22 protein-coding genes are annotated in these 24,540 nt (G+C 32.3%); 9 read left to right on the top strand and 13 right to left on the bottom strand.

Annotated elements, in window-relative coordinates; all coding sequences use genetic code 11:
- Positions 1–59 precede the first annotated feature (59 nt).
- Both MBM09_RS02225 and MBM09_RS02220 read left to right on the top strand, forming a co-directional pair.
- The gene (locus tag MBM09_RS02225) at positions 60–1,733 is read left to right on the top strand and encodes an ABC transporter ATP-binding protein (protein WP_238675220.1); all 1,674 of its coding nucleotides are present in this window, start codon (positions 60–62) and stop codon (positions 1,731–1,733) included.
- 385 nt (positions 1,734–2,118) lie between these two features.
- On the top strand, positions 2,119–4,083 hold the full coding sequence (locus MBM09_RS02220; RefSeq protein WP_238675219.1) for an acetoacetate--CoA ligase: 1,965 nt from the start codon (positions 2,119–2,121) through the stop codon (positions 4,081–4,083).
- An 8-nt stretch (positions 4,084–4,091) separates the two neighbouring features.
- On the opposite strand, the gene MBM09_RS02215 is transcribed toward MBM09_RS02220, so the two are convergent.
- The 6 genes from MBM09_RS02215 to MBM09_RS02190 form a co-directional block, all read right to left on the bottom strand.
- Positions 4,092–6,428, bottom strand: coding sequence for a transglycosylase domain-containing protein (locus MBM09_RS02215; RefSeq protein ID WP_238675218.1), 2,337 nt, complete (start codon positions 6,426–6,428; stop codon positions 4,092–4,094).
- Positions 6,429–6,470: 42 nt separating this feature from the next.
- Positions 6,471–6,965: a gliding motility lipoprotein GldH gene (locus MBM09_RS02210; protein ID WP_238675217.1), complete on the bottom strand. Its 495-nt coding sequence runs from the start codon at positions 6,963–6,965 to the stop codon at positions 6,471–6,473.
- A complete protein-coding gene (locus MBM09_RS02205) occupies positions 6,952–8,136 on the bottom strand; it encodes a regulatory iron-sulfur-containing complex subunit RicT (protein ID WP_238675216.1) in 1,185 nt (394 codons plus the stop codon). The genes MBM09_RS02210 and MBM09_RS02205 overlap by 14 nt, the downstream gene beginning before the upstream one ends.
- 144 nt (positions 8,137–8,280) lie before the next feature.
- Positions 8,281–8,511, bottom strand: a complete 231-nt coding sequence (locus MBM09_RS02200) for a ferredoxin (RefSeq protein WP_238675215.1) — start codon at positions 8,509–8,511, stop codon at positions 8,281–8,283.
- Positions 8,511–9,755: a peptidase U32 family protein gene (locus MBM09_RS02195; protein WP_238675214.1), complete on the bottom strand. Its 1,245-nt coding sequence runs from the start codon at positions 9,753–9,755 to the stop codon at positions 8,511–8,513. The genes MBM09_RS02200 and MBM09_RS02195 overlap by 1 nt, the downstream gene beginning before the upstream one ends.
- Positions 9,756–9,766: 11 nt before the next feature.
- Entirely contained in the window at positions 9,767–10,834 is a 1,068-nt protein-coding gene (locus tag MBM09_RS02190) for a rhodanese-related sulfurtransferase (protein WP_238675213.1), read from the bottom strand.
- 289 nt (positions 10,835–11,123) lie between these two features.
- On the opposite strand from MBM09_RS02190, the gene recA reads away from it, so the two are divergent.
- The 4 genes from recA (at position 11,124) to MBM09_RS02170 (ending at position 14,794) form a co-directional block, all read left to right on the top strand.
- The gene (recA, locus tag MBM09_RS02185) at positions 11,124–12,125 is read left to right on the top strand and encodes a recombinase RecA (protein ID WP_238675212.1); all 1,002 of its coding nucleotides are present in this window, start codon (positions 11,124–11,126) and stop codon (positions 12,123–12,125) included.
- Between the two features lie 106 nt (positions 12,126–12,231).
- Entirely contained in the window at positions 12,232–12,642 is a 411-nt protein-coding gene (locus MBM09_RS02180; RefSeq protein WP_238675211.1) for a hypothetical protein, read from the top strand.
- Between the two features lie 32 nt (positions 12,643–12,674).
- Complete coding sequence (locus MBM09_RS02175; protein ID WP_238675210.1) at positions 12,675–13,217, top strand: RNA polymerase sigma factor; 543 nt, start codon at positions 12,675–12,677, stop codon at positions 13,215–13,217.
- Complete coding sequence (locus tag MBM09_RS02170) at positions 13,217–14,794, top strand: outer membrane beta-barrel protein (RefSeq protein WP_238675209.1); 1,578 nt, start codon at positions 13,217–13,219, stop codon at positions 14,792–14,794. The genes MBM09_RS02175 and MBM09_RS02170 overlap by 1 nt, the downstream gene beginning before the upstream one ends.
- A gap of 169 nt (positions 14,795–14,963) precedes the next feature.
- Here the strand turns inward: MBM09_RS02170 and MBM09_RS02165 are convergent, their stop codons facing one another.
- Positions 14,964–15,701, bottom strand: coding sequence for a 1-acyl-sn-glycerol-3-phosphate acyltransferase (locus MBM09_RS02165; protein ID WP_238675208.1), 738 nt, complete (start codon positions 15,699–15,701; stop codon positions 14,964–14,966).
- Positions 15,702–15,817: 116 nt separating this feature from the next.
- Between MBM09_RS02165 and trpS the strand changes: the two genes are divergently transcribed.
- Positions 15,818–16,786: a tryptophan--tRNA ligase gene (gene trpS, locus MBM09_RS02160; RefSeq protein ID WP_238675207.1), complete on the top strand. Its 969-nt coding sequence runs from the start codon at positions 15,818–15,820 to the stop codon at positions 16,784–16,786.
- 19 nt (positions 16,787–16,805) lie between these two features.
- Here trpS and dprA read toward each other — a convergent pair whose 3' ends face one another.
- The gene (dprA, locus tag MBM09_RS02155; RefSeq protein ID WP_238675206.1) at positions 16,806–17,912 is read right to left on the bottom strand and encodes a DNA-processing protein DprA; all 1,107 of its coding nucleotides are present in this window, start codon (positions 17,910–17,912) and stop codon (positions 16,806–16,808) included.
- 104 nt (positions 17,913–18,016) lie between these two features.
- Here dprA and MBM09_RS02150 point away from each other — a divergent pair, with 104 nt between their 5' ends.
- Together MBM09_RS02150 and MBM09_RS02145 are read left to right on the top strand one after the other, a co-directional pair.
- A complete protein-coding gene (locus MBM09_RS02150) occupies positions 18,017–18,952 on the top strand; it encodes an SPOR domain-containing protein (protein WP_238675205.1) in 936 nt (311 codons plus the stop codon).
- Between the two features lie 56 nt (positions 18,953–19,008).
- Positions 19,009–19,518 carry an acyl-CoA thioesterase gene (locus MBM09_RS02145; protein ID WP_238675204.1) on the top strand — a complete coding sequence of 170 codons (510 nt, stop codon included), beginning with the start codon at positions 19,009–19,011 and terminating at the stop codon, positions 19,516–19,518.
- 99 nt (positions 19,519–19,617) lie between these two features.
- On the opposite strand, the gene MBM09_RS02140 is transcribed toward MBM09_RS02145, so the two are convergent.
- From MBM09_RS02140 to dut, 5 genes are all read right to left on the bottom strand, one after another.
- Positions 19,618–20,853 carry a murein hydrolase activator EnvC gene (locus MBM09_RS02140; RefSeq protein ID WP_238675203.1) on the bottom strand — a complete coding sequence of 412 codons (1,236 nt, stop codon included), beginning with the start codon at positions 20,851–20,853 and terminating at the stop codon, positions 19,618–19,620.
- Positions 20,853–21,620 carry a DUF4292 domain-containing protein gene (locus MBM09_RS02135; protein ID WP_238675202.1) on the bottom strand — a complete coding sequence of 256 codons (768 nt, stop codon included), beginning with the start codon at positions 21,618–21,620 and terminating at the stop codon, positions 20,853–20,855. The genes MBM09_RS02140 and MBM09_RS02135 overlap by 1 nt, the downstream gene beginning before the upstream one ends.
- Positions 21,620–22,978, bottom strand: coding sequence for a lipopolysaccharide assembly protein LapB (locus tag MBM09_RS02130; RefSeq protein ID WP_238675201.1), 1,359 nt, complete (start codon positions 22,976–22,978; stop codon positions 21,620–21,622). Before MBM09_RS02130 ends, MBM09_RS02135 begins: the two co-directional genes overlap by 1 nt.
- Before the next feature lie 93 nt (positions 22,979–23,071).
- Entirely contained in the window at positions 23,072–24,091 is a 1,020-nt protein-coding gene (locus MBM09_RS02125) for a sugar phosphate nucleotidyltransferase (RefSeq protein ID WP_238675200.1), read from the bottom strand.
- 13 nt (positions 24,092–24,104) lie between these two features.
- Positions 24,105–24,539, bottom strand: a complete 435-nt coding sequence (dut, locus tag MBM09_RS02120) for a dUTP diphosphatase (RefSeq protein ID WP_238675199.1) — start codon at positions 24,537–24,539, stop codon at positions 24,105–24,107.
- Between the last annotated feature and the right edge of the window lies 1 nt (position 24,540).

Genomic DNA, 24,540 nt, shown 5'->3' with positions numbered 1-24,540 from the left:
GTTGTGAAATTTTTAATATTTTTAAATTCTATACCTTTGATACAGATACACAAAAAAGCATGTCTTCAATCTTAAAAATCGAAAATTTATCTATTTCATTTGGTGAGAATGAAGTAATTCATAACATATCATACAACTTATACAAAAACGAAATTTTAGGACTTGTTGGCGAATCTGGTTCTGGTAAATCGGTATCGTCTTTAGCTGTTTTAGGATTGCTCCCTAGAAGAGTCTCAAAAATAAATCAAGGCTCAATTATTTTTAACGATCATGATTTAACCCAACTTTCTTCAAAAGCATTTCAAAATATAAGAGGAAATAAAATAGCTATGATTTTTCAAGAACCTATGAGTTCTTTAAATCCATCTATGACTTGTGGAAAACAAGTACAGGAAATTTTATTACAACATACAAAATTATCAAAGCGAGAAACAAAAGAAGAATCGTTATTACTTTTTGAAAAAGTAAAACTACCTGATGCAAATCGTGTTTTTAACGCCTATCCTCATGAAATTTCTGGGGGTCAAAAACAACGCGTCATGATTGCTATGGCTATTGCCTGTAAACCAGATATTTTAATTGCAGATGAACCAACAACAGCCTTAGACGTAACGGTTCAAAAAGATATTATAAGCTTACTTAAAGAATTACAAGCCGAAACTAAAATGAGTATTATTTTTATTACTCACGATTTGGCTTTAATTTCTGAAATAGCAGATAGGGTTCTTGTTATGTATAAAGGTGATATTGTTGAACAAGGCACAGTAACTTCAATATTTAAAAATCCTGTGCACAATTACACAAAAGCTTTAATTAACTCACGCCCTTCGTTAAATACTAGGTTAAAAACCTTACCAACTATACAAGATTTTTTAAATGATTCCATCTCAAATGAAATTATTACACCTAAACAGCGTGAAGAAAATCACGAGAAACTATATGCAAAAAAGCCTTTATTAGAAGTTATAAATATTGAAAAAGAATATTTTTCAAAAACAGGTTTTTTTACTAAACCACAAACGTTTAAAGCTGTTAATGATGTAAGTTTTAAATTATATGAAGGAGAAACTTTAGGTCTTGTGGGTGAATCTGGCTGTGGTAAATCTACACTTGGAAATGCTATTCTGCAATTAGACAAAGCTACAGCGGGAAAAATATTATATAACGGTATCGATATTACCAAATTATCTAAAACTGAAACTAGAACACTTAGAAAAGATATTCAAATTATTTTTCAGGATCCTTATTCTTCATTAAACCCAAGAATTTCTGTTGGTAAAGCAATTATGGAACCCATGCAAGTTCATAATCTTTATAATTCCGATAAGGAAAGAAAGGAAAAAGTAATACATATTTTAAATCGTGTAGGGTTATCTGAAGATTATTTTAACAGATATCCTCATGAATTTTCTGGCGGACAAAGGCAACGTATTGGCATTGCCAGAACCATTGCATTACAACCTAAATTAATAGTTTGTGACGAATCGGTTTCTGCACTAGACATATCCGTTCAAGCACAAGTTTTAAATCTTCTTAACGAGTTAAAAACAGATTTTGGCTTTACCTATATTTTCATTTCACACGATTTGGCAGTTGTTAAATACATGTCTGACCAATTACTCGTAATGAATAAAGGTAAAATAGAAGAATTAGACGACGCTGATGTTATCTATAACAGTCCTAAAAAAGATTACACAAAAAAGTTAATCCATGCTATTCCCAAAGGGTTATAGCATGAATATTTTTTTTGTTAGGTAAAACAAACTCTTTAAAAATCGTAAGTTCTCTTTTACAGTTTCTTTGAATTTGCTTTCATCATTAGTAGGTTGTTCAGGTAGATTTGTTGCAATATTCATAAGTTTAAAATTTAGGTTTAGATTTGGGGGAAATCTATTATTAAATTTGGTTTCTTTGAGGAGTACTAAGATGCTAACTTTTTTTAATTTATCGGTTTAAAAACATAAAAATTCGACAAAGTGTAAATAATTTTAACATTTTAATGCTTTTTCTATCATAGAAAATGGGTTGAATTAAACTTAAAACAAAAATTTCGGCTAACAATACCTCTACATTTTATTTAGAGAATGTCTATCTTTAAACCTCCTAAATTTTTTAAAAATGTCTGACAACAAATTATGGGAAGGCTCAAAATCTTTCAAAGAGCATAGCCATTTATTTCATTATAAAAATTGGTTAGCCCAAAACCATAATCTTCATTTTAACACTTATGAGGATATATGGAAATGGTCGGTTAATAACATAACAGATTTTTGGGAAAGCATTTGGAAGTATTTTAATATCATCTCCCATAATGATTATGATTCTGTTTTAAATATGACCACAATGCCAGATTTTAAATGGTTTAATGGTGCAAAACTAAACTATGCAGAACATATATTTAGACATAACCTCAACAACGAACCTGCTATTATTTTTAATAATGAACAAGGGGAATATTCAGAATTATCATGGAATGCATTAAAAGAGAAAGTGGCATCCATGGCAACATATTTAAAGTCTATTGGTGTTACTAAAGGCGATAGAGTTGTTGCATTTTTACCCAATGTACCTGAAGCAACTATATCTTTTCTAGCAGTAAATTCTATTGGAGCCATTTGGTCTAGCACATCACCAGATTTTGGAACCGAAAGTGTTATAGACCGATTTGAACAAATTAAACCAAAAGTCTTTATTACTGTAGATGGCTATTCTTATAATGGTAAACCCTACGATAAAACAACGGTTGCCATTAATATTGCTAAAGCACTTCCAACTTTAGAAAAAGTTATTGTCTTGCCTTATTTGAAAAAAAATAACACATCGGCTTTTCCCAAAGAATATATTAACATCAATATAGTTTTAAATACAAAAGCAAAAGAATTGGTTTTCGAACCTGTAGATTTTAACCATCCTATTTGGGTATTGTATTCGTCGGGTACAACAGGGCTTCCAAAAGCCATAGTACATTCTCATGGAGGTATTTTACTGGAACATTTAAAATATATGGCTTTCCATAACGATGTCCACCAAGGCGAACGTTATTTTTGGTATACTACTACAGGTTGGATGATGTGGAATTTTTTACAATCTGCTCTATTGATGGGAGCAACTATTGTACTTTATGATGGTAGCCCAACTTACACTGATTTTAATAAGCTCTGGGACTTATCAGATGACATGAAAATCAATCATTTTGGAACAAGCGCTCCGTTTTTGGTAGCCAGTATGAAAAACAAAATAGAACCTAAAAAGCACTTTAACTTAAATACCGTTCGCTCAATAAGCTCAACTGGAGCTCCTTTACCTTTTGAAGCTTTTGAATATGTTTATAATAGTATAAAAACAGATGTATGGTTATGCTCTATGGCAGGTGGTACCGATGTTTGTACTGCTTTTGTTGGCGGCACACCTTTTTATGGGGTTCATTCTGGCGAAATACAATGTAGGGCCTTAGGCGTTTCCTTATATGCCTATGATGATAACGAAAATTCTGTTCAAGACGAATTAGGTGAAATGGTTATAGATAAACCTATGCCCTCAATGCCTATTTATTTTTGGAACGACGAAAACAACAAACGCTATAAGTCAAGTTATTTTGAACATTTTCCAGGAAAATGGAGACATGGCGATTTTATAAAAATAAACTCTAAAACCAACGGCATTATTATTTATGGAAGATCGGATGCTACTTTAAACCGACATGGAATTAGGATTGGTACTGCAGAAATATATAGAAGTATCAATAAAATTAAGTCTATTGAAGATTCTTTAATTGTGAATTTAGAGCTTGATGGCGGTAGACATTACATGCCATTGTTTGTTAAAATGAAACCGTCAATAGAATTGACCGATGCTATTAAAACCCAAATAAACACTCAGTTAAAAACCGAATATTCTCCAAGACATGTTCCAGATGAAATTATAGAAGTTCCAGACATTCCATACACCATTAGCGGAAAAAAAATGGAAGCTCCTGTTAAAAAGATTTTATTAAAAATGCCTTTTGAAAAATCTATAAATGTTGATTCTATGAAAAACCCAGAATCTGTTGAGTTTTTTGTAGAGCTAGCAAAAAAGATTTAAAAATTTTTTTATGAGAAATCTAAATCTTCTGGAGTATCATCCTCCGATTCATCATCTGTAACCGCCTCTGATGCTTTAGAACAATCAATATTAATAGATAGGTTTTTTGGTTCGATGAAATCTTCTTTAGATACATTTAACTCTTCATCTTCATAACAACTTTTCATGTATAATCCCCAAATTGGTAATGCCATAGCTGCACCTTGACCGTAAGTAATAGTTTTAAAATGCACCGCTCTGTCTTCACCACCAACCCAAACTCCTGTAACTAAATTTGGCACCATGCCCATAAACCATCCATCACTTTGGTTTTGTGTGGTTCCTGTTTTACCTGCAATTGGGTTTGTAAGTCCATAAGGATAACCTGTAATAACCTCTTTGTATTCCGGAACATTTACAGCCCAAGTGTGTTTTAATCTAGCTCCTGAGCCTATTTGAGTTACACCTTCCATAAGCTTTACAGCTACATAAGCAGTTTCATCACTTAAAACATCACGTGTTTCTGGTTTAAATTGATATAGAATGGTTCCGTTTTTGTCTTCGATATTTGTTACCATTACTGGTTTCGTATATACACCTTGGTTAGCAAATGTAGCATAAGCCCCAACCATTTCGTAAACACTAATATCTGGTGTTCCTAACGCAATAGATGGCACTGGAAGCATTTCTGACTCCACGCCTAATTTTGTAGCTAAATCTACAACCGTTTGAGGCCCTACTTTATCTATTAATTGAGCAGTAACGGTATTTACAGAGTTGGCTAAAGCATTCTTTAACGTTCTTTTACCTCCATAATTTCCACCTGAATTTTTAGGACACCATTCTTCGGGGTTTCCAAATTTATTCGCCTCAATACAAAATGGAACATCTGGAAACTCATCACAGGGTGAATAATGTAATTGATCTATAGCCGCTGTATAAACAAAAGGCTTAAAAGTTGAACCTATTTGACGTTTCCCTTGCTTAACCATATCGTATTGAAAATGTCTATAGTTCATACCACCAACCCACGCTTTTACATGTCCAGTATGCGGGTCCATTGACATCATTCCCGTTCTTAAAAACGATTTATAATATCGCATAGAATCTATAGGTTTCATAATAGTGTCTATCTCTGATGCTTTTCCTTCTTTCCATGCAAAAACCGACATTTGTACTGGTTTATGAAACGATTCTTCAATTTCTTTATCAGATTTCTTTAAATCATATTTCATATGTCTCCATCGTTCTGATTGTTTCATCGAACGGTTTAACAAATCCCTTATTTCTGTTTGATCTAATTCTAAAAAAGGTGCAGTTGGATTCCTTTGTGGTGTATTTTGATGAAAAAACTCTGCTTGCAACCTTGGCATGTGTTGTTGTACAGCATCTTCAGCATATTTTTGCATACGGGAATCTATGGTGGTGTAGATTTTTAATCCATCGTTATACAAATTCCATTTAGTTCCGTCTGGTTTAGGATTGTTCTTAATCCACTCTTTCATAAAACCATCTAAATATCCTCTAAAATAAGTTGCAATACCATCACGATGAGATTGTGGTGTATAATTTAAATCTAACTCTGTTTTTTGAAGTGAATCTTTAACGGTTTCATTTATAAAATCATATTTATACATTTGAGCTAAAACAACATCTCGCCTGTTTTTTACACCTACTGGGTTTCTTCTAGGGTTATATAATGAAGAGTTTTTAAACATCCCCACTAACATTGCAGATTCTTTTAAACTTAAATCTTTTGGTTCTTTATCAAAATAAATACTTGAAGCACTACGGATACCATCGGCATTATTGCCAAAATCATAGATGTTGAAGTATTGTGCTATAATTTCTTCTTTAGTATACTGGCGTTCTAAACGGATTGCTATGACCCATTCTTTTATTTTTTGAGTTAATCTACTAAGTGTATTTGGAGAAGCAACACCAACAAATAATTGCCTTGATAATTGTTGTGAAATGGTACTTGCTCCACCACGACTTCCTAAAAAGAAAAAAGCTCTTAGTGTTCCACGAGCATCAATACCAGAGTGCTTATGAAAACGGGCGTCTTCAGTTGCAATTAAAGCATTTACTAAAAAAGGTGATAAATCATCATAACTAACAGGTGTTCTATTATCTTTAAAATAAAATTTTCCTAAGGTTTTTCCATCAGAAGATATAATTTCTGTTGCTAAATTGGTTTTTGGGTTTTCTAATTGTGTGTGGTCAGGCATTTCACCCAATGCTCCCCAAGATGCTAATAAAAACACCAACAAGAATGCTAACATCCCACCTAAAAAAATCATCCAAAACCAACGAATGTATTTTGAAAAATCTTGAACTGTTTTTGCTTGTTTTTTTGTTGCCATGTACTATTTATAAAACACTTAGACTATGCTTAATGTGACAATTTATTTATTAATATTTTCTATTCTAAAACCAATATCTGTTACACCTTCAAGTTCTACAACACCATTAACCTTACCATTTTCTCTCATAGCATGTTGAATGTTAACTGTGTATTCTCCGGCTTCATCAAAAACAACCTGTTCTTTATACCACAACTTGTTTTCCTTAACATCTGTATAACCTGTACCTAAAAGCTTTCCGCTAGGTTCTGCCATTCTATACTCTAATGTGTCTTTAACTGTTTTTCCATGTGGGAAAACCATTTCTACGATTAAAAACAAATTATTGTATTTATAAGCGTTTGTATTTCTTAAGTTAACAAATAAATTATAGGCATTAGTAGAATCTGGTGGATTTACTTTAAAAGTTATGACAGAGTCTTTATGCCATTTGTTTGGAACCGATTTATAGGTATCGAAAACACGATTAGAATCACAAGATACTAAGCCTATAAAAGAAAAGATAAAAAGAAATAACTTAATATTACTTCGCACCATTGTTAGTTTTTTGAGGTTTTCTTTTATTGTTATTCTTACGTTTGTTTCGGCTTCTATTATTTTTACGTTTGTTTGAACGTTTTGGACTATCAAAACGTGTTAAACTATCTTGACCTACAACGTTTTCAAACTCTGTTTTAGTATCTTCTGTAAGATCTGATGCGTATTCTTCAAGGCTAGCAACCTTTTTGTTTTTTTTGTTTAGCTCTATAATTTCATTGGCTTGTTGGGTAGTTATTTTGTGCCAATTCATCCATTCGCCTTCATACGCATACCACATGTGTCCTTTAAAAATATCCGTTTTTTGACAAACTGCAGTACCTTTTTCTGTTTGAAGTTTTATTTCTGTTTTAGGGAAATCTTTTAATGCATCTAGATAAGTGTCTAACTCATAATTTAAACAACATTTTAGTTTTCCGCATTGCCCTGCAAGTTTTTGAGGGTTTAATGATAATTGCTGATAACGTGCTGCCGATGTACTTACCGAACGAAAATCTGTTAACCAGGTTGAACAACATAATTCACGCCCACAAGAACCAATACCACCAAGTCTTGCTGCTTCTTGACGAAACCCAACTTGCTTCATTTCTATACGGGTTCTAAACTCGCGTGCAAAGACTTTAATCAATTCTCTAAAATCTACGCGTTCTTCAGCAGTGTAATAAAACGTTGCTTTACTAGCATCACCTTGAAATTCGATATCTGAAATTTTCATTTGAAGTTTCAAATCTATTGCAAATTGACGCGCTTTAACCTTCATAGGTTCTTCTCTATCACGCGCTGTTTGCCAGATATCAATATCTTTCTGACTTGCTTTTCGGTAAATTTTTAAGGCTTCTTCAATATTTTCTGGGATATTTTTACGCTTCATTTGCACACGCACCAATTCCCCGGTAAGGGTAACCATACCTATATCATGACCTGCTTTTGCTTGTGTTGCCACAATATCGCCAATGCTTAGTGTTAAGTTTTCCGTATTGTGATAATATTCTTTTCTGCCGTTTTTATAACGCACCTCAACCCAATTAAAGGGTTTCTCTCCGTTGGGAAGTGACATGTTTGATAACCAATCAAAAACAGTTAGTTTATTACAACTATCTGTTCCACATGTACCATTATTTTTGCAGCCTTTTGGTTGACCATCTTTAGTTGAGCAACTTGCACAAGCCATAAATTATATATATTGATTTCGATTAAAACCAGAGCTTTAACGAAAGGAGGTTCTTAAATTATTTAAATGGTAAAGATAAGATTATTATGCTTACTTTAAAATAGATGTTGAATTATCAATAAAATTGAAAATATACCATTAAAACTAAACTAATTTTACACTAATTATTTTAACCGGACATGCTTTTGATGCGTTTTCGGAAGCTTCTAAAATATTGTACTGGTTAGATTTTAATGTAAAAAAGCCTTTTTTATTAGTTGAATTGAGCAAAACTGATTTTCCGTCTTTTTTAGACATTTGAAATTGTTTTGGTGCCATTTCTACACAATAATTACAGCCTATACACTTGTTTCGTTGTAATGTAATAACCACCATTAAGCTTCAACTTTATTTTCTACAATTTTATAGAGTTTGTCTGATTGCCTTATTCTAAAAGGTAATTTGATGGTTACTAGGTCGCCTTTTTTTCCTTCATTTAATTTTTTATCATTCACCATCATTTCTTCAACTAATAACTCTTTTGCTCCAGTGGTTGGTCCTGTTATTAAAATGGCATCTCCTACATTTATATTGTAAGCCTCAATTTTAAATTCACCAATATTTGCTTTTGGAAAAAAATGATTGCCTTTACCAATATAAACTTTCTTTTGTGTGGCATGAGAGCCAGAACCTTTACTCCATTCTCCTAGTTTTTGCCCCAGATAGTAGCCGCTCCAAAACCCTCTATTGTAAACAGTTTCTAAAGTTTCCATCCATGAGATTACTTCTTCTTTATTGTATATACCATCTTGAATACTGTCTATAGCTTCTCGATAACATTTTATAACTTTTGCTACATATTCTGGCGCTCTTCCTCTACCTTCAATTTTTAAAACTTTAATTCCGGCATTTACGATTTCATCTAAAAAATCAATAGTACATAAGTCTTTTGGAGACATTATGTACTCGTTATCCAGCTCCATTTCAAAACCAGTTTCTTGATCTATAACTGTATACTTCTTTCTGCAATTTTGTTTGCATGCTCCTCTATTTGCAGATGAGTTATGAGAATGTAAACTCATATAGCATTTTCCAGAAACCGCCATACAAAGAGCTCCGTGTCCAAATATTTCTATTTCAATTAGTTTTCCTGAAGGTCCTTTTATTTGTTCTTTTTCTATTTGCTCAGTTATTTTTTTAACCTGACGCAAGCTTAATTCTCGACTAAGCACCATGGTATCTGCAAACAAGGCATAAAACTTAACCGTTTCAATATTAGTAATATTGATTTGAGTTGAAATATGCACTTCCATTCCCACTTCTCTCGCCATAGCTATTACTGCCTGATCCATAGCTATAACAGCTGTGATATTTGCTTCTTTTGCTTTATTTATCAATGTTTTTACTATTGATAAATCGTGGTCGTAAATAATAGTGTTTAACGTTAAATACGTTCTTACATTTTTGGAGTTACAGCGTTTTACTATTTCCGATAAATCGTCTAAGGTGAAATTGATCGATGCACGTGCACGCATGTTAAGTTGCTCTACACCAAAATAAATAGAGTCAGCACCGTTATCTAAAGCAGCCTGCAAAGACTCAAAATTCCCTGCTGGCGCCATTAATTCAATTTTCTGCATAAGAATAAGTGCTACTTTTTCTTTAAAACATCAAAAATGTTTCTCAAATCCTTTTTGTAAGGTAAATGATCTGCACGACCTTTTTTAAAAATATCGTTACTATTTCCTTGCCCCTTGCGAAGTGCTTTTTGCTCTTCGTAAGGCAATGCATGTATTTCTTTACACGCTGTAGAACAACAGTTATTCATTTCCTCTTTGCAATCATCACACTGAATGAAGAGTAAATGGCAAGCTTCGTTAGCACAATTGGTATGCACATCAAAAGGATTGCCGCATTGGTGACAATTAGCTATAACATCGTCGCTAATTTTTTCAGCTCTTCTTTCATCAAAAACAAAATTCTTTCCTAAAAACTTATTTTCAAGGTTCTTTTCGTTAACCTGACGTGTGTATTCAATAATTCCACCTTCTAACTGATACACATTTTTGAAGCCTTTATGTTTAAAATAGGCACTGGCTTTTTCGCAACGTATACCTCCAGTACAATACATCACCAAGTTTTTATCTTCTTTGTGATTTTTTAAATCATCTTCAATAATATCTAAAGATTCTCTAAATGTATCAACATCTGGTGTTACAGCATTTTTAAAATGCCCTATTTCACTTTCGTAATGGTTACGCATATCTACCAAAACTGTTTTGTCATCTTCAATAAGTTCATTGAATTTCTTTGCATTGACATGAACACCTTTGTTTCTAACATCAAAAGTATCGTCATTTAAGCCATCGGCAACAATTTTATGACGCACTTTAACTTTTAGCTTTAAGAAAGATTTATTGTCTTGCTCTACAGCAATATTTAGCCTAATTCCTTTAAGGAAATCTATAGAATCTAAATGTTTTTTAAATTCATTAAAACGATCAGCTGGAAGTGATAATTGTCCATTAATTCCCTCGTGAGCGACATAAATCCTACCTAAAACATTTAATTCGTTCCAAGTAATGAATAAGTGATCTCTAAAAATTTGAGGATTGCCAATTTTGGCATATTTATAAAAAGAAAGTGTTAATCGATTTTTTCCTGCTTTATCGATTAGTTCTGCTCTTTCTTTTGCGCTTAATTTATTGTACAGTTGCATGCTATACTAATTTTTTAAGGTTAAAGACTATTATTAAAGTGCAAAAGTACAATTTTAAAGCAATGAGGCAATGTATTGCATAAAAAAAGCACTTTATGTTTACTAAAGTGCTTTTATAAATTAGTTTGAGTTAGTCTTATTTTCAAACCTTTTTTTGGAAAATTTCATAGCAAAGTTTTTCCACTTTATTTGTAAGATGCAAAATGTGTGAAAAGGTTGCGTTATAAAATTGTATTGTGACAAAAGATGTAGTATTTTAGCATACAATTTTTTAGAAAAGCAAATAGAAATGAGCAACGAAAAAGAAGCAAAATTAAAAGCATTAAAACTTACATTAGACAAACTAGATAAAGCCTACGGAAAAGGAACAGTAATGAAAATGAGTGACTCTGCTATTGTAGATGTAGAGGCTATACCTTCTGGTTCTTTAGGGTTAGATATTGCTTTAGGTGTTGGTGGATATCCGCGCGGTAGAGTTATAGAAATTTATGGTCCGGAATCTTCTGGTAAAACCACATTAACTCTGCATGCTATTGCTGAAGCTCAAAAAGCTGGCGGTATTGCAGCATTTATTGATGCAGAACATGCTTTTGATAGATTTTATGCTGAAAAATTAGGTATAGATATTGATAATTTAATCATCTCGCAACCTGATAATGGTGAACAAGCTTTAGAAATCGCTGATAATTTAATTCGCTCTGGCGCAATTGATATTGTGGTTATAGATTCTGTAGCCGCTTTAACTCCAAAAAGTGAAATTGAAGGCGAAATGGGTGATTCTAAAATGGGTTTACATGCCCGTTTAATGTCTCAAGCTTTAAGAAAACTTACGGCATCTATTAGTAAAACCAATTGTACCGTTATATTTATTAACCAATTGCGTGAAAAAATTGGTGTTATGTTTGGTAACCCAGAAACTACAACCGGTGGAAATGCTTTAAAGTTTTACGCATCTGTTAGATTAGATATTAGACGTTCTACTCAAATTAAAGAAACTGATGGTACTGTGGCTGGAAACAAAACCCGTGTTAAAGTGGTTAAAAATAAAGTAGCTCCTCCATTTAAGACTGCCGAATTTGATATTATGTACGGTGAAGGCGTTAGTAAAGTTGGTGAAATCTTAGATTTAGCTGTAGAGCATGAAATTGTTAAAAAGAGTGGCTCATGGTTTAGCTACGACGAAACCAAACTAGGGCAAGGTCGAGATGCCGTTAAAGCATTAATAAAAGACAATCCAGAACTCATGGACGAGCTTGAAGCCAAGGTTAGAAAAGCAGTGTCAGAAAAATAATTGAAAATCCCGTTAATTCGGGATTTTTTAATTTTATACGCAACCTTTTCTTTAGTTATGCATCTATTAGGTGCAAACATGTATATAAACCCTAAATTTATTTGCTATGAAAAGATTAATTGTAATGTGTTTGATACTTATTATGGCTACTTCGTGTAGTATTGATGATGATTCAACAAATTACAGCTTCGAAGTTTTACCTGTTGAAAGTGTAGACATACCCGATGAGTTTGAATTAGGAGAAACGTACCCAATAACAATTCATTATTTCAGACCTACAACATGCCATGCTTTTAAAGAGTTTTATTACTATAAAGAGAACAACGAGCGCACAGTAGCACCTGTAACCTATGTTTTTGATAATACAAACTGTGAAACTCTTGAAGATGACTTAGTAGAAGCCACATTTAATTTTATAGTAACCAGTAATGGATCGTATATTTTTAAATTTTGGCAGGGTGAAGACACCGATGGGGAATCGCAATATTTAACTATTGAAGTACCCGTTATAGATTAAAGTTTAAGTATTAATTAATACATGTTTTTAATTTGAGTTTAAATCAACTCATAGAAAATTGTAAAATTGATGATACTAAAGCACAAGGCGAATTATACAAACTCTTTTCGAGTAAACTATTTGCTATTTGCTTGAAGTATTCGCGCAACTATGCCGAAGCAGAAGATAATTTGCAAGACGCATTTTTAACAATTTTTAAAAAAATTGAACAGTATAAAAATAAAGGCTCTTTTGAGGGATGGTTAAAACGCATTACCATAAACACAGCGTTACAGCGTTACCGAAACGAAAAAGTTTTTGACATAATAAATGAAAGCATAATTGAAGATGTTGAATTAGAAGTTGATGATAACGCAGTTTCCATCGATTATCTTTTAAAAATCATTCAAGAATTACCAGATAGATACAGGTTGGTTTTTAACCTCTATGTTTTAGATGGCTATTCACATAAAGAAATCGCAAGTATGCTTAATATAAATGTAGGGACTTCAAAATCTAATTTAGCACGTGCTAGACAAATTTTGAAACAGACAATTGAAGATTACAAAACAATACAACATTCACAATCATTATAATGAGTGATAAGAAACATATAGACAGATTATTTCAGGAAGGCTTAAAAGACTTTGAAGCCACTCCTACCGATGCTGTTTGGGAAAATATAGAAGCAAAGCTTAACAAGAAAAAGAAAAAACGACGTGTTGTTATTCCTATTTGGTGGCAATACGCAGGTATAGCTGCTCTATTGCTGTTACTTTTAACTATTGGTGGTGTTTATTTTAATTCACCTGAAGACATTCAAACAAATCAGGTTGTTGAAACCGAAGAATCTTCTACTAATGAAGTAAACACGAAGAATAAAAACACAATTGAAGGTTTAGAAACTGTATCTGAAAAAGAAAATGTGGTTACCGACAACACAGATTCATCTAAAGAGAAAACAAAAAATCCATCTGATGATTCTAATTTTAATGAAGTTCCTTTAAATAAAATAGCGCCTTCAAATGAATCTTCTCTTGTTGAACGTTCTGCTTCAAAAAACAAAAATGAAAGTAAATTAAATCAGGATAAAAACAAGCCTTTAGACCCTAATAATAAATTAGTGCCTTCTGTAAATAATAACGCTATTGCAAATCTTTCAAAAGAAGAAAAAAGTGTTGATTATAATAATCAAAATAAAGCACAAAAAAATGCGGTTGCTATATCATCTAACGAAGAAAAAAATGAAGACGTACTAATTAACAAAGAAAAAGTAAAAGAACTTATTCAAGATTCATCAAAAAACAATACAGCTATAGCTAAAACAAAAGATGAAGAAAAAGACGCTTTAGCCGAAAACAACACAAATAAAGAAGATCTTACTATAGAAGAGGTTTTAGAAAAAAACAAAGAAATTATTGAAGAAGAGGAAGCCAACAACAGGTGGAGTATTGCCCCAAATGCTGCGCCTGTTTATTTTAACACCTTGGGTAATGGCTCTTCAATCGATCCACAGTTTAATAACAACGCTAAATCTGGAGAGCTTAATATGAGTTATGGACTTTCTGCCAGTTATGCTATAAACAACAAGTTAACTGTTCGTTCTGGTATAAACAAAGTTAATTTGGGGTACAACACAAACGATGTAGTTGTGTTTCAATCCGTAGGCCTTAGTTCTAGCAGTAGAGCATTACAAAATGTTAGCCCAAGTAATAATGGTGGTAGTAACGCTCTATCATCAGATGTTGCTCCAGTTACCAGTTTTGAAAGTTTAAGTGCTGCCAGATTACCCGAATCTTTAAAAACAACAAATACATCTATTAATCAATCTTTAGGATACATTGAGGTTCCTTTAGAAATTCAATATAAGCTTTCTGATAAAAAATTAGGGGTTAATGTTATTGGTGGTTTTAGTTCGTTCTTTTTAAATGATAATGAAATATATTCTGAAACAGAGAATGGTAACAGAACCTTTTTAGGTGAAGCTAGCAATATAAATAAAGTAAGTTACAGTGCTAATTTTGGATTAGGTTTTAACTATAAAATGTCTAAAAAAATAGATTTGAATTTAGAGCCTATGTTTAAATATCAACTCAATACTTTTAAAAATACTTCAGGTAATTTTACACCATTTATTATTGGTGTTTATACCGGATTTGCTATAAAGTTCTAGGTTTTTGGTTAGATCTGGATATGTGTTTTTAATTAAGCTCAAAAATGCATATCGAAAAAAACTGCTCGACCCCTCGGGCAGTTTTTTATTAGTGAAACTCTATTTTGATAGACTTTCAAAATTGTAAGTTGAACTAATCCCGTCTTTAAAGCGGGATCTTATAAAATTTCTAAGAGTTAAAGGCCTGCAATTGGTTTAAGATAATTTCTCTCGACTTTTCTTTTAAAGCTTTAGTGTCTTCAATCTTTAAGCCTTTAGTTGATAAAAATTCATGGATTTTTACGCGCATTCTTCCAGGGCCTCCACTAAAAAAAGTATATGAAAAACGCTTTTTATTATCGGCAAATGTTATGGGAACGATGGGAATTTGATGATTAATAGCTAACCTAAATGCACCATCTTTAAACTCGTCTAACACTATTTGTTCTTCAGGAACACCACCTTCTGGGAAGATACAAATACTCAATCCAGATTTTAATCTACGTTGCGCTCTTAAAAAAACCGCTTGCCTGCTTTTTGGAGAACTTCTATCTACCAAAATACAAGTACGCTTGTAGAAAAACCCAAAAAGTGGAATTTTAGCCAATTCCTTCTTACCAACAAAAACAAAAGGGTTTTTAACCGATACCAACATCAGCATAATATCTGCCATAGAAGTATGGTTGGCTATAAACATATAACTTTTACCTTTTTCTGGAGCTTGTTGGCGTTCAATACGATAAGCAAAACCCATTCCTATTAAAATAAATTTTGCCCAAAAGCGTGCAAGCCTAAAAAAATATGGATACCACGATTCCTTTGAAATAGATAATAAAAGCACTGGAAATAAAACTATAATTGGTAAAGCCACAAGAACATAGAACCAAATGCGGTACAATACCCAGAAAATATATTTAAAAATCTTCATCGCAGCCAAAAATACACAATTGTATTGAGCAATTCTATTAAAAAAATTACCTTTGCTCGAAGAAGAAAATTTAAGATTAACTTTAATGAGATTCCCACTTTCGTGGGAATAAAATTATGGCAAGAATACTTACAGGCATACAAAGTACAGGAACACCACATTTAGGAAATATTTTAGGCGCAATTATTCCAGCTATAAAAATGGCGGAAAATCCAGAAAATGATTCCTATTTATTTATTGCAAATCTGCACACATTAACTCAAATTAAAGATGCAAAAACTTTGCGTAATAATACCTATTCTACAGCTGCAACTTGGTTAGCTTTTGGCTTAGATATTGAAAAAACAGTGTTTTACAGACAAAGTGATGTGCCACAAGTAACCGAGTTGTCTTGGTATTTAAGCTGTTTTTTTCCATACCAACGCTTAACCTTAGCACACAGTTTTAAAGATAAAGCAGATAGATTAGAAGATGTAAACTCTGGTTTATTTACTTACCCAATGCTAATGGCTGCCGATATTTTATTGTACGATGCAGAAATTATTCCTGTTGGAAAAGACCAAGAACAGCATATAGAAATGACACGCGATGTAGCCTCTCGTTTTCACGCAAAAGTTGGAGAAATTTTTGTTTTACCTAAGGCAGAAGTGCAAAAAAACACCATGCTTATTCCTGGAACCGATGGTGAAAAAATGAGTAAAAGTAGAAATAACATCATCAACATATTTTTAGATGACAAAAAACTACGCAAGCAAATTATGGGTATTCAAACGGATAGCACACCACTTGAAGAACCTAAAGATTGGAGCACTTGTAACTGTTTTGCAATTTATAGTTTACTAGCCAGTGATACTCAAATAGCTGAAATGAAAGCAAATTATGAAAATGGCGGGTATGGTTATGGACATGCAAAACAAGCTTTATTTGAATTGATAGTTGAAACCTTTGCCACACAACGTGAGCGTTATAATTACTATATGAATAACCTTAATGAAGTTGATGCTGCTCTAGCTGTAGGTGCTAAAAAGGCTTCTTTGGTAGCTAATGAAGTTTTAAATAGAGTTAGAGAAAAGGTTGGGTATTAACAAATACCTTCTAAGGAATTTAAATAACCTCAAACAACTTACCTGGTAACGGTCTAACAACGCCTTTTAATTCCATATTAAGTAACGTGCTAGACACTTTAAAAATAGGTAGATTGCAATTAATAGCAATAACATCTAATTGTTGTTTTTCGTTTTCTTTTAAGTAATTATAAATCTCTTTTTCTGTGGCGTCTAACTCCACAAACAATTGTTTTTGTACAACGGGTTTTTTATTATCTTCTAACTGCCAATTTAAAATATAGGGCACATCTAAAGGTGTTGTAAGCATATGTGCTTTCTGGTGTTTGATTAAATTATTACACCCCACGCTTTGACTGTCTGTAGTTCGTCCAGGAACAGCAAACACATCTCTGTTATAAGAATTAGCAATATCTGCAGTAACTAAACTTCCACCTTTTTCGGCAGATTCTATTACAATGGTCGCTTCACTTAATCCTGCAATTATTCTGTTACGCTTTAAAAAATTATTTCTATCAAAATTGTCCGTACTCCAGAAATCTGTAAAAAACCCGCCGTTTTTTTCTACATCAGCCATGTACTTTTTGTGAACTTTGGGGTAAATAGTATTCAATCCATGAGCCAAACAACCTATAGTTTGTAAATTGTGTTTTAATGCTGCCTTGTGTGCTGTAATATCTGTTCCGTAAGCAAACCCAGAAACTATTATTGGGTTGAATGGCACCAAAGCTTCAATTAACGATTCGCAAAAAGCGATACCGTTAGTTGTTATTTTTCGGGCTCCAACAATACTAATTATATGCTGTTCTTTTAAATTTATGTTGCCAGATTGGAAGAGTAAAAGAGGGCCATCTATACAATGTTTTAATTTTTCAGGATATTCTTCTTCTTCTTTAAAATAAGTAACCTTAATGTTATTCGATTTTATAAATTCAATTTCTTTTTCGGCTTCATTTAAATGATTATTTCCAAACAACTCCTTTAAAATAACACTTCCAATACCATCAATTTTAAGCAAATTCTGCTTTTTTTCTTTTAAAACAGCCTCGGCAGAACCACAGTGATTTATTAAACGTTTTGCTATAATGTCTCCAATATTAGGCACATGTTGTAGCGCAAGAGTATAAAGCAAATCGTTTTCTGTCATGTTAAGTGTTTGATTTTGAAACTGCAATAAACACATTTTTCGAATGTTAATAAATAGTCAAGGCAAATTTTTATTGGAAAGTAAAAAATTTTAACTTTGTTTTTATGCAATTAGAAACCTACATAAGCGATTTACTTTACAGATACGAATGTGTTACTATACCAAATTTTGGGGCTTTTTTAACACAACGAGTGTCTGCAACCATTGATGATAATACAAACACATTTTATGCACCAAAAAAAGTGGTGTCTTTTAATGAGCAAATACAAAAAAATGATGGCTTATTAGCACATTATATTGCTGATATTGAGAAAATTCCTTTTGAAATTGCTAATAAAAAAATAGCAAAACGTGTTAAAATTTTAAAATCTTATTTAACACAAGGTGAAACACTTACATTTAAAAACATAGGTGAAATAGTATTTAATAGCGAAGGTAAAATTTTGTTTGAGCCTTCTTATCACCTAAACTACTTAACCGATTCTTTTGGATTAACGCAATTTGTGTCACCATTAGTAACTCGTGAGGTTTATAAAGAAGAAGTAGAAACTATTGAAAAAGTAATTCCTATTGCTGTAACTACAGAAAAGCGTAAAACCAGACCATATTTAAAATATGCTGCTATCGCTTTTATAGCTTTAACATTAGGTGGATTGGGAGCTTCAAAGTTTTATGTAAACCAAATTGAAACTCACAACCAATTAGCTCAAGAAGAAGCTACTAAACAATTAGATTCTAAAATACAACAAGCTACTTTTAGTTTAAATCCGCTTCCTGCAATTACCTTAAATGTTACTAAGCAAACAGGAAATTACCATATAGTTGCCGGTGCTTTTAGAATTGAGGAAAACTGCGATAAAAAAATTAAGCAACTTAAAGCAGATGGGTTTAGCCCTAGAAAAATTGGGGTGAATAAATACGGATTACATCAAGTGGTTTATGGTAGTTACGAAACAGGAGCAGAAGCCTTAAAAGCTATTCGTGAAATAAGAAAAACACATAATAAAGACGCTTGGTTACTAGTTAAAAAACTAGATTAGTTTTTAAAATTCACTACTTTAATATGTACCTTTGCGGCATTATATAAAAACTCATAATGCAAGCAAAAACTCCCGAAGAATCAAGAACGATATTGACCGATATGGTCTTACCTGGTGAAACCAATCCTTTAAATAATTTATTTGGTGGCGAATTGCTAGCACGTATGGATCGTGCAGCAAGTATTTCAGCAAGGCGCCATAGCCGACGTATTGTTGTAACGGCTTCTGTAAATCATGTAGCCTTTAATCATGCAGTTCCTCTTGGTAGTGTTGTTACTGTAGAAGCTAAGGTTTCTCGTGCTTTTAAGACGTCTATGGAGGTGTTTATTGATGTTTGGATAGAAGACCGAGAGTCTGGTAAAAAAACTAAAGCAAATGAAGCTATTTATACGTTTGTGGCTGTTGATGCAACCGGTAGACCAATTGCAGTTCCTGAAGTTATGCCTGAAACCGATTTAGAGAAAGAACGTTTTGCTGCTGCTTTACGCCGAAAACAATTAAGTTTACTATTAGCGGGTAAAATAAAACCGAATGAAGCTTCAGAGCTTAAAGCTTTGTTTGATTAATAACTTTATTATTTGAGCGTTACCTAAAGGATGGGCTTTTCGTTACAATCTTTTTAAAATTTATGAGATCCTGAACCAAGTTCAGGATGATGCTTTACATCACATTTTATAAATCCAGTTTGCTGGATTCTCGGTGCTTGTTCCTTTAGATAAGGTGAATCTTAAAATCGTTTCTCCATTTGAAGGGTTAGTAAACACTTCTCCTATTACTTGTTTTGTTTTTACTTTATCTCCTTTTTTAACGTAAACATGAGATAAGTTTCTGTAAACCGTTAAATAATTTCCATGACGAATCATCACTATAGGGTTTACGTTTCTCATTTTAAGAACTTCACTTACTTCACCATCAAAAATAGCCATTACTTTAGCGTCTTTTTCTGTAGCAATACGAACGCCATTACTTTTTATAGTTAATGATTTATCAATAGGGTGACGTTGTGTGCCATAACCTAACTTAACATAACCTTTTTCTACTGGCCAAGGCAGTTTGCCTTTGTTAGATATAAAATTAGATGCTAAAACCTTTTCTTCTGGAGTTAATGCAAAATTTGTTGAATTTGTAGTTTTAGTAACTCCAGGTTTTTTATTCGATGCCGCAATAGCTGCTTTAATAATCTTATCTATTTCTCTATCAATTCTATCGGCTTCTCGCTGTTTTTGTTTTATTTGAGAAGCATACATTGATAAATTTTTTCTTATAGATTTCATTAGAGTCTCGTGCTCTTTACGCTCTGATTCTAATGATTTTTGTACCACTCTATTTTCTGTAATTAGCTTTTTCTTGTTTTCTTGTTGCTTTAATAAATTCTTATTTATTTCCTGTAACTCTAGGGTTTTTGCCTTTATAGTTTCACCTTGCTTCTTTTGATGGTCTGAGTATTGCTTTATATACTGCAACCTTTTATAAGCCTGTTTAAAATTGTTAGAAGACAGCAAAAACATAATTCTACTCTGTTGGTTTTTGCTTTTATAAGACTTAACAATCATGGTAGCATAATCTTCTTTTAACGCCGTTAACTCATCTCTTAGATTGGTGATTTTATTTTGGTTTGAATTAATTTCTCGAGTTAATAAATTAGCTTGCTGGTTAGTGACTTTAATTAAATTAGACAGTACACTTATTTTATAGTTAAAATCTTCAATAAGTGATAGTTGCGATTTTTCTTTAGACTTATTTTCTGCACGCAACTCATTAATTTTTTGAATTTCTCTTCGTAATTCCTGACGGCGTGTTTCAAGCTCTTTTTGCTTATTATTCTGAGAAAAACTTAATGTGCCACATAACAAAAAACATAGCAACAATAATGCTTTATATGTACGTAGTTTAATTATCATTAAAGCTTTATCTCTTTAAAACCAGAAGGTATTTTAAACGGAAATCTTAAATCTTCGTTTAAGGATACATTTTTTAATTCTAAATTTAGAATAATTTCTTCATTAGCCTCTACAGCTATTACCTTAATATTTTCGGGTAAAATCTGTTTTTCAACTTCTTGATGCGAAACATAATCAATCTGTAAATGTCTAAACTCTTTTGGCTGACTAATTTGTTGTGATTTTACTTTAAAATGAGTTGGGTCTAACAAGAAGAATATTTCAAATAATTCGCGTTGATTTTTTGGTTGAAGAACGTAAGAACCTTCATTAACAGAAGTTTTATAATCGCCATTTTTTAAATTAAAAATGGCCTCTCCAAGTAATAAATTTTGAACCTTTTGAAAATCTAATTCTGTTCCTAATAAATTACTTAAATATTTGTAATCGCCATCAAAATAGGTGTTGTCTAACTTATTATAAAAACTAACTCTTTCTGGTGTAACCAAAGCTCTTATAACCGAAAACGTAGCATTTATCCACAAAAACTCATCCTTTTTTGCTCTAAAATTTACGGTGTGTGCTTGTGTTTTTCCATTTTGGATAAGTGTTATTTTAAGCCTTGACTGAAGCGTATTAAAATTAGGATTTTGTTTTGTGTTTTCTTTTATTAATTGCTTAGTAGACAACTTATAATTGGCTTCTCCGTTGCTAATTGTTTTTGCAGATTTACAACCAAATGCAAAAACCATAAATAAGGTTAAAATGATAAGGGAACGTTTATTCATTAATTAGAATTTTCTAGTTGTTTTGCTTTATCTGTAAACGCTTTTGCTTTAACAGTATTGTTTAATTGCGTGTAGGCTTTACTTAATTGGTTATAGAAATCGGCTTCCATTTTAGTATCGTCTATAATATAATCTAATCCAATTTCTAAAGACTCAATAGCCTTTTTAGGCTGGTTTATTGCATTTAATGCTACACCATGTATTAAATAAAATAATGGTTGTGCTGGATAGTTTTCAACCGCTTCGCTACTCATTTTTTCGGCATCATCATACTTCTGCAAATCTAAATACAATAGCATAACATTTCTTAATACATTAAAATTATTAGGCTCTAATTGTAAAGCCGTTTCAAAATATTCTAATGCTTTTGCTTTGTTATTTTTTGCTAAATGATATTGCCCTAATTCAATAAGTGTTTTGCTATTGTTAGTGTCGCTAACCATAGCTGTAGCTTCTACCAAATCTGTTTCGTATTGTGGGTTTTCACTAACAAACTGAACGAAATCAGTTAACACTTTAAGCTTTGCTTCGGGTTTTATTTCTGTGCTTTTAACCACAATTTTCATAGACTCAATAGCCTTTTCAGCATCATTATCATCTAAATAAAACTTATATAATGCCAAATGTACCAATTGCGAATTAGGGTTTATTTTAAGAAGTTCTTTTGCAGTTTCAAAAGCTTTTTCTTTTTCGTTGTTTTCGCTGTAGCGGAAAATTAATGCTAAATAATTCGACTCTTTATCTGGATTATTCTCAACTCGTTCTTCTAAATTTTTAATTTGATCTTTTTTACGACCGGTAACTTTATAAATTCTATTTCGAAGAATATCACGAGATATCGAAACACCAAATTCATTATCTAGTTCATCTAAAATTTCTAAAGCATCATCGTATTTTTCAACTCTAACATAAAGCGAAGCTAAATCTTCTTTATAATCTGGATGATATTTAACAAGCTGTTTAATTGTTTTTATAGCTTTATCATGTTCGTTTTGCGATACATAGAAACCATATAATTCATCTAAAAACCATTCGTTATCGGGCTCTTTACTTACTGCTTTTTTTAGCGCATCTTCAGCAGCACCAAAATTTTTAAGCTTATTATAATTTTTACCTAATTCAAAATATAAGACAGGTACATCATTATTTATATCAAGGCATTTTAAAAGAGCTTCAATAGATCTGTCATAATTTTCAATACCTTTTTGTTTTAAAGCTTCATAAAAAAGTTCTTGAAACTCATCCTCATTATCACCTAAATCGTCATTAGGTTTCACATTAAAATCTACTTGCGCATAGTTAGTCAGCGGAATTAATATTCCGAAGAAAAGGAAAAGAATGTAGATTTGTTTTTTCATTTTACCTATCTGCTTCGACAAGCTCTTTATGACTTATTATTTCAAATGGTATTCCAAACTTAAATTAATGAGATTTCTGCTTTCGCAGGAATGTTATTCTAAAACAGAATAATCTCCAATGCTTATGCTTGTAAAATCGCCATTGTATTTAACATGATTACCTATCATGGCATTATCTAAATTAGCATTTTTTATAGTGGTATGCGTTTGAATTAAACTATTTTTAACGTTTGAATTTTCAATAACACAACTATTACCAACTGAAACGAAAGGTCCTATGGTTGTATTTTTAAGCACCACATTTTCACCAATAAAACAAGGTTCAATAATTTTTGAATTCTCTAATTTTGCCGATGCAGCTACTAATTGTTCTTCTGCATCTGCTTTTAAAAACCCAAGCATACGCTGGTTAGTTTCTATGGTTATAGCTTTGTTCCCGCAGTCCATCCATTCGTCAACAGTTCCTGTTTTAAAAACTTTACCATCTGCCATCATACGTTTTATACCATCGTTAATTTGATATTCGCCACCATTCATAACGTTTTCATCAAGAATTTCTTGTAGTTTTTCCTTTAAAACTGCAACATCTTTAAAGTAATAAATCCCAATTACAGCTTGGTCACTAACAAAAGTTTCTGGTTTTTCAACCAGTTCAATAATTTCCTGTTTTTCATTAAGTTTAACAACTCCATAAGCCTCAGGGTTTTCTACTTGCTTTGTCCAAATAACACTATCTGCTTCTGGGTCTAAATCAAACTCTGCACGAATTAAAGTATCTGCATAAGCAATTACAGCAGGACCCGATAATGATGGTTCTGCACACATAATAGCATGTCCAGTACCAAGAGGTTTATCTTGACGATAAATCGATGCTTTAGCACCTAAACCTTTAGCTAAGTCTTCTAAACTAGATACCACATCGTCACCAAACCATGCAGGATCTCCTAAAACAAATGCAATTTCTTCGATTGGCTGCTTTAATACTTTAGCTATATCTTTTACAAGTCTATGAACAATTGGTTGACCTGCAACAGGAATTAATGGTTTTGGTACAGTTAAACTATGCGGGCGTAGACGTGAACCACGTCCTGCCATTGGTACTATTATTTTCATTTAAATTTATTTTTTATTTTACTCCAGTACTCCCAAATCCGCCTTCACCACGTGATGTTTCAGATAATGTTTCCACCGCATTCCACTCGGCGCGTTCATGTTTTGCAATTACTAATTGAGCTATACGTTCGCCATTTTCAATTGTGAAATCTTCATTTGAAAGATTTACAAGAATCACACCTATTTCTCCTCTATAATCGGCATCAACAGTTCCGGGAGCATTTAAAACCGTAATTCCTTTTTTAGCAGCTAATCCGCTTCTTGGGCGAACTTGAGCTTCAAAACCTATTGGCAATTCTATAAACAAACCTGTTTTTACAATAGTTCTTTCTAAAGGTTTTAAAATTATAGATTCATTGATCTTAGCTCGTAAGTCCATACCAGCAGATGCTATAGTTTCGTAATGAGGTAAAGGGTGATTGGATTTATTTACTATTTTAATTTGCATG

Source organism: Flaviramulus sp. BrNp1-15 (genome assembly GCF_022259695.1).
Classification (GTDB): Bacteria; Bacteroidota; Bacteroidia; order Flavobacteriales; family Flavobacteriaceae; genus BrNp1-15.
This window is presented reverse-complemented; position numbering and strand designations above follow the sequence as displayed.

Excerpts from the sequence above, each read along its gene's own strand:
- MBM09_RS02225 (WP_238675220.1), top strand. The coding sequence starts at position 60 with ATGTCTTCAATCTTAAAAATCGAAAATTTATCTATTTCATTTGGTGAG.
- MBM09_RS02220 (WP_238675219.1), top strand. The coding sequence starts at position 2,119 with ATGTCTGACAACAAATTATGGGAAGGCTCAAAATCTTTCAAAGAGCAT.
- MBM09_RS02215 (WP_238675218.1), bottom strand. The coding sequence starts at position 6,428 with ATGGCAACAAAAAAACAAGCAAAAACAGTTCAAGATTTTTCAAAATAC.
- MBM09_RS02210 (WP_238675217.1), bottom strand. The coding sequence starts at position 6,965 with ATGGTGCGAAGTAATATTAAGTTATTTCTTTTTATCTTTTCTTTTATA.
- MBM09_RS02205 (WP_238675216.1), bottom strand. The coding sequence starts at position 8,136 with ATGGCTTGTGCAAGTTGCTCAACTAAAGATGGTCAACCAAAAGGCTGC.
- MBM09_RS02200 (WP_238675215.1), bottom strand. The coding sequence starts at position 8,511 with ATGGTGGTTATTACATTACAACGAAACAAGTGTATAGGCTGTAATTAT.
- MBM09_RS02195 (WP_238675214.1), bottom strand. The coding sequence starts at position 9,755 with ATGCAGAAAATTGAATTAATGGCGCCAGCAGGGAATTTTGAGTCTTTG.
- MBM09_RS02190 (WP_238675213.1), bottom strand. The coding sequence starts at position 10,834 with ATGCAACTGTACAATAAATTAAGCGCAAAAGAAAGAGCAGAACTAATC.
- recA (WP_238675212.1), top strand. The coding sequence starts at position 11,124 with ATGAGCAACGAAAAAGAAGCAAAATTAAAAGCATTAAAACTTACATTA.
- MBM09_RS02180 (WP_238675211.1), top strand. The coding sequence starts at position 12,232 with ATGAAAAGATTAATTGTAATGTGTTTGATACTTATTATGGCTACTTCG.
- MBM09_RS02170 (WP_238675209.1), top strand. The coding sequence starts at position 13,217 with ATGAGTGATAAGAAACATATAGACAGATTATTTCAGGAAGGCTTAAAA.
- MBM09_RS02165 (WP_238675208.1), bottom strand. The coding sequence starts at position 15,701 with ATGAAGATTTTTAAATATATTTTCTGGGTATTGTACCGCATTTGGTTC.
- trpS (WP_238675207.1), top strand. The coding sequence starts at position 15,818 with ATGGCAAGAATACTTACAGGCATACAAAGTACAGGAACACCACATTTA.
- dprA (WP_238675206.1), bottom strand. The coding sequence starts at position 17,912 with ATGACAGAAAACGATTTGCTTTATACTCTTGCGCTACAACATGTGCCT.
- MBM09_RS02150 (WP_238675205.1), top strand. The coding sequence starts at position 18,017 with ATGCAATTAGAAACCTACATAAGCGATTTACTTTACAGATACGAATGT.
- MBM09_RS02145 (WP_238675204.1), top strand. The coding sequence starts at position 19,009 with ATGCAAGCAAAAACTCCCGAAGAATCAAGAACGATATTGACCGATATG.
- MBM09_RS02140 (WP_238675203.1), bottom strand. The coding sequence starts at position 20,853 with ATGATAATTAAACTACGTACATATAAAGCATTATTGTTGCTATGTTTT.
- MBM09_RS02135 (WP_238675202.1), bottom strand. The coding sequence starts at position 21,620 with ATGAATAAACGTTCCCTTATCATTTTAACCTTATTTATGGTTTTTGCA.
- MBM09_RS02130 (WP_238675201.1), bottom strand. The coding sequence starts at position 22,978 with ATGAAAAAACAAATCTACATTCTTTTCCTTTTCTTCGGAATATTAATT.
- MBM09_RS02125 (WP_238675200.1), bottom strand. The coding sequence starts at position 24,091 with ATGAAAATAATAGTACCAATGGCAGGACGTGGTTCACGTCTACGCCCG.
- dut (WP_238675199.1), bottom strand. The coding sequence starts at position 24,539 with ATGCAAATTAAAATAGTAAATAAATCCAATCACCCTTTACCTCATTAC.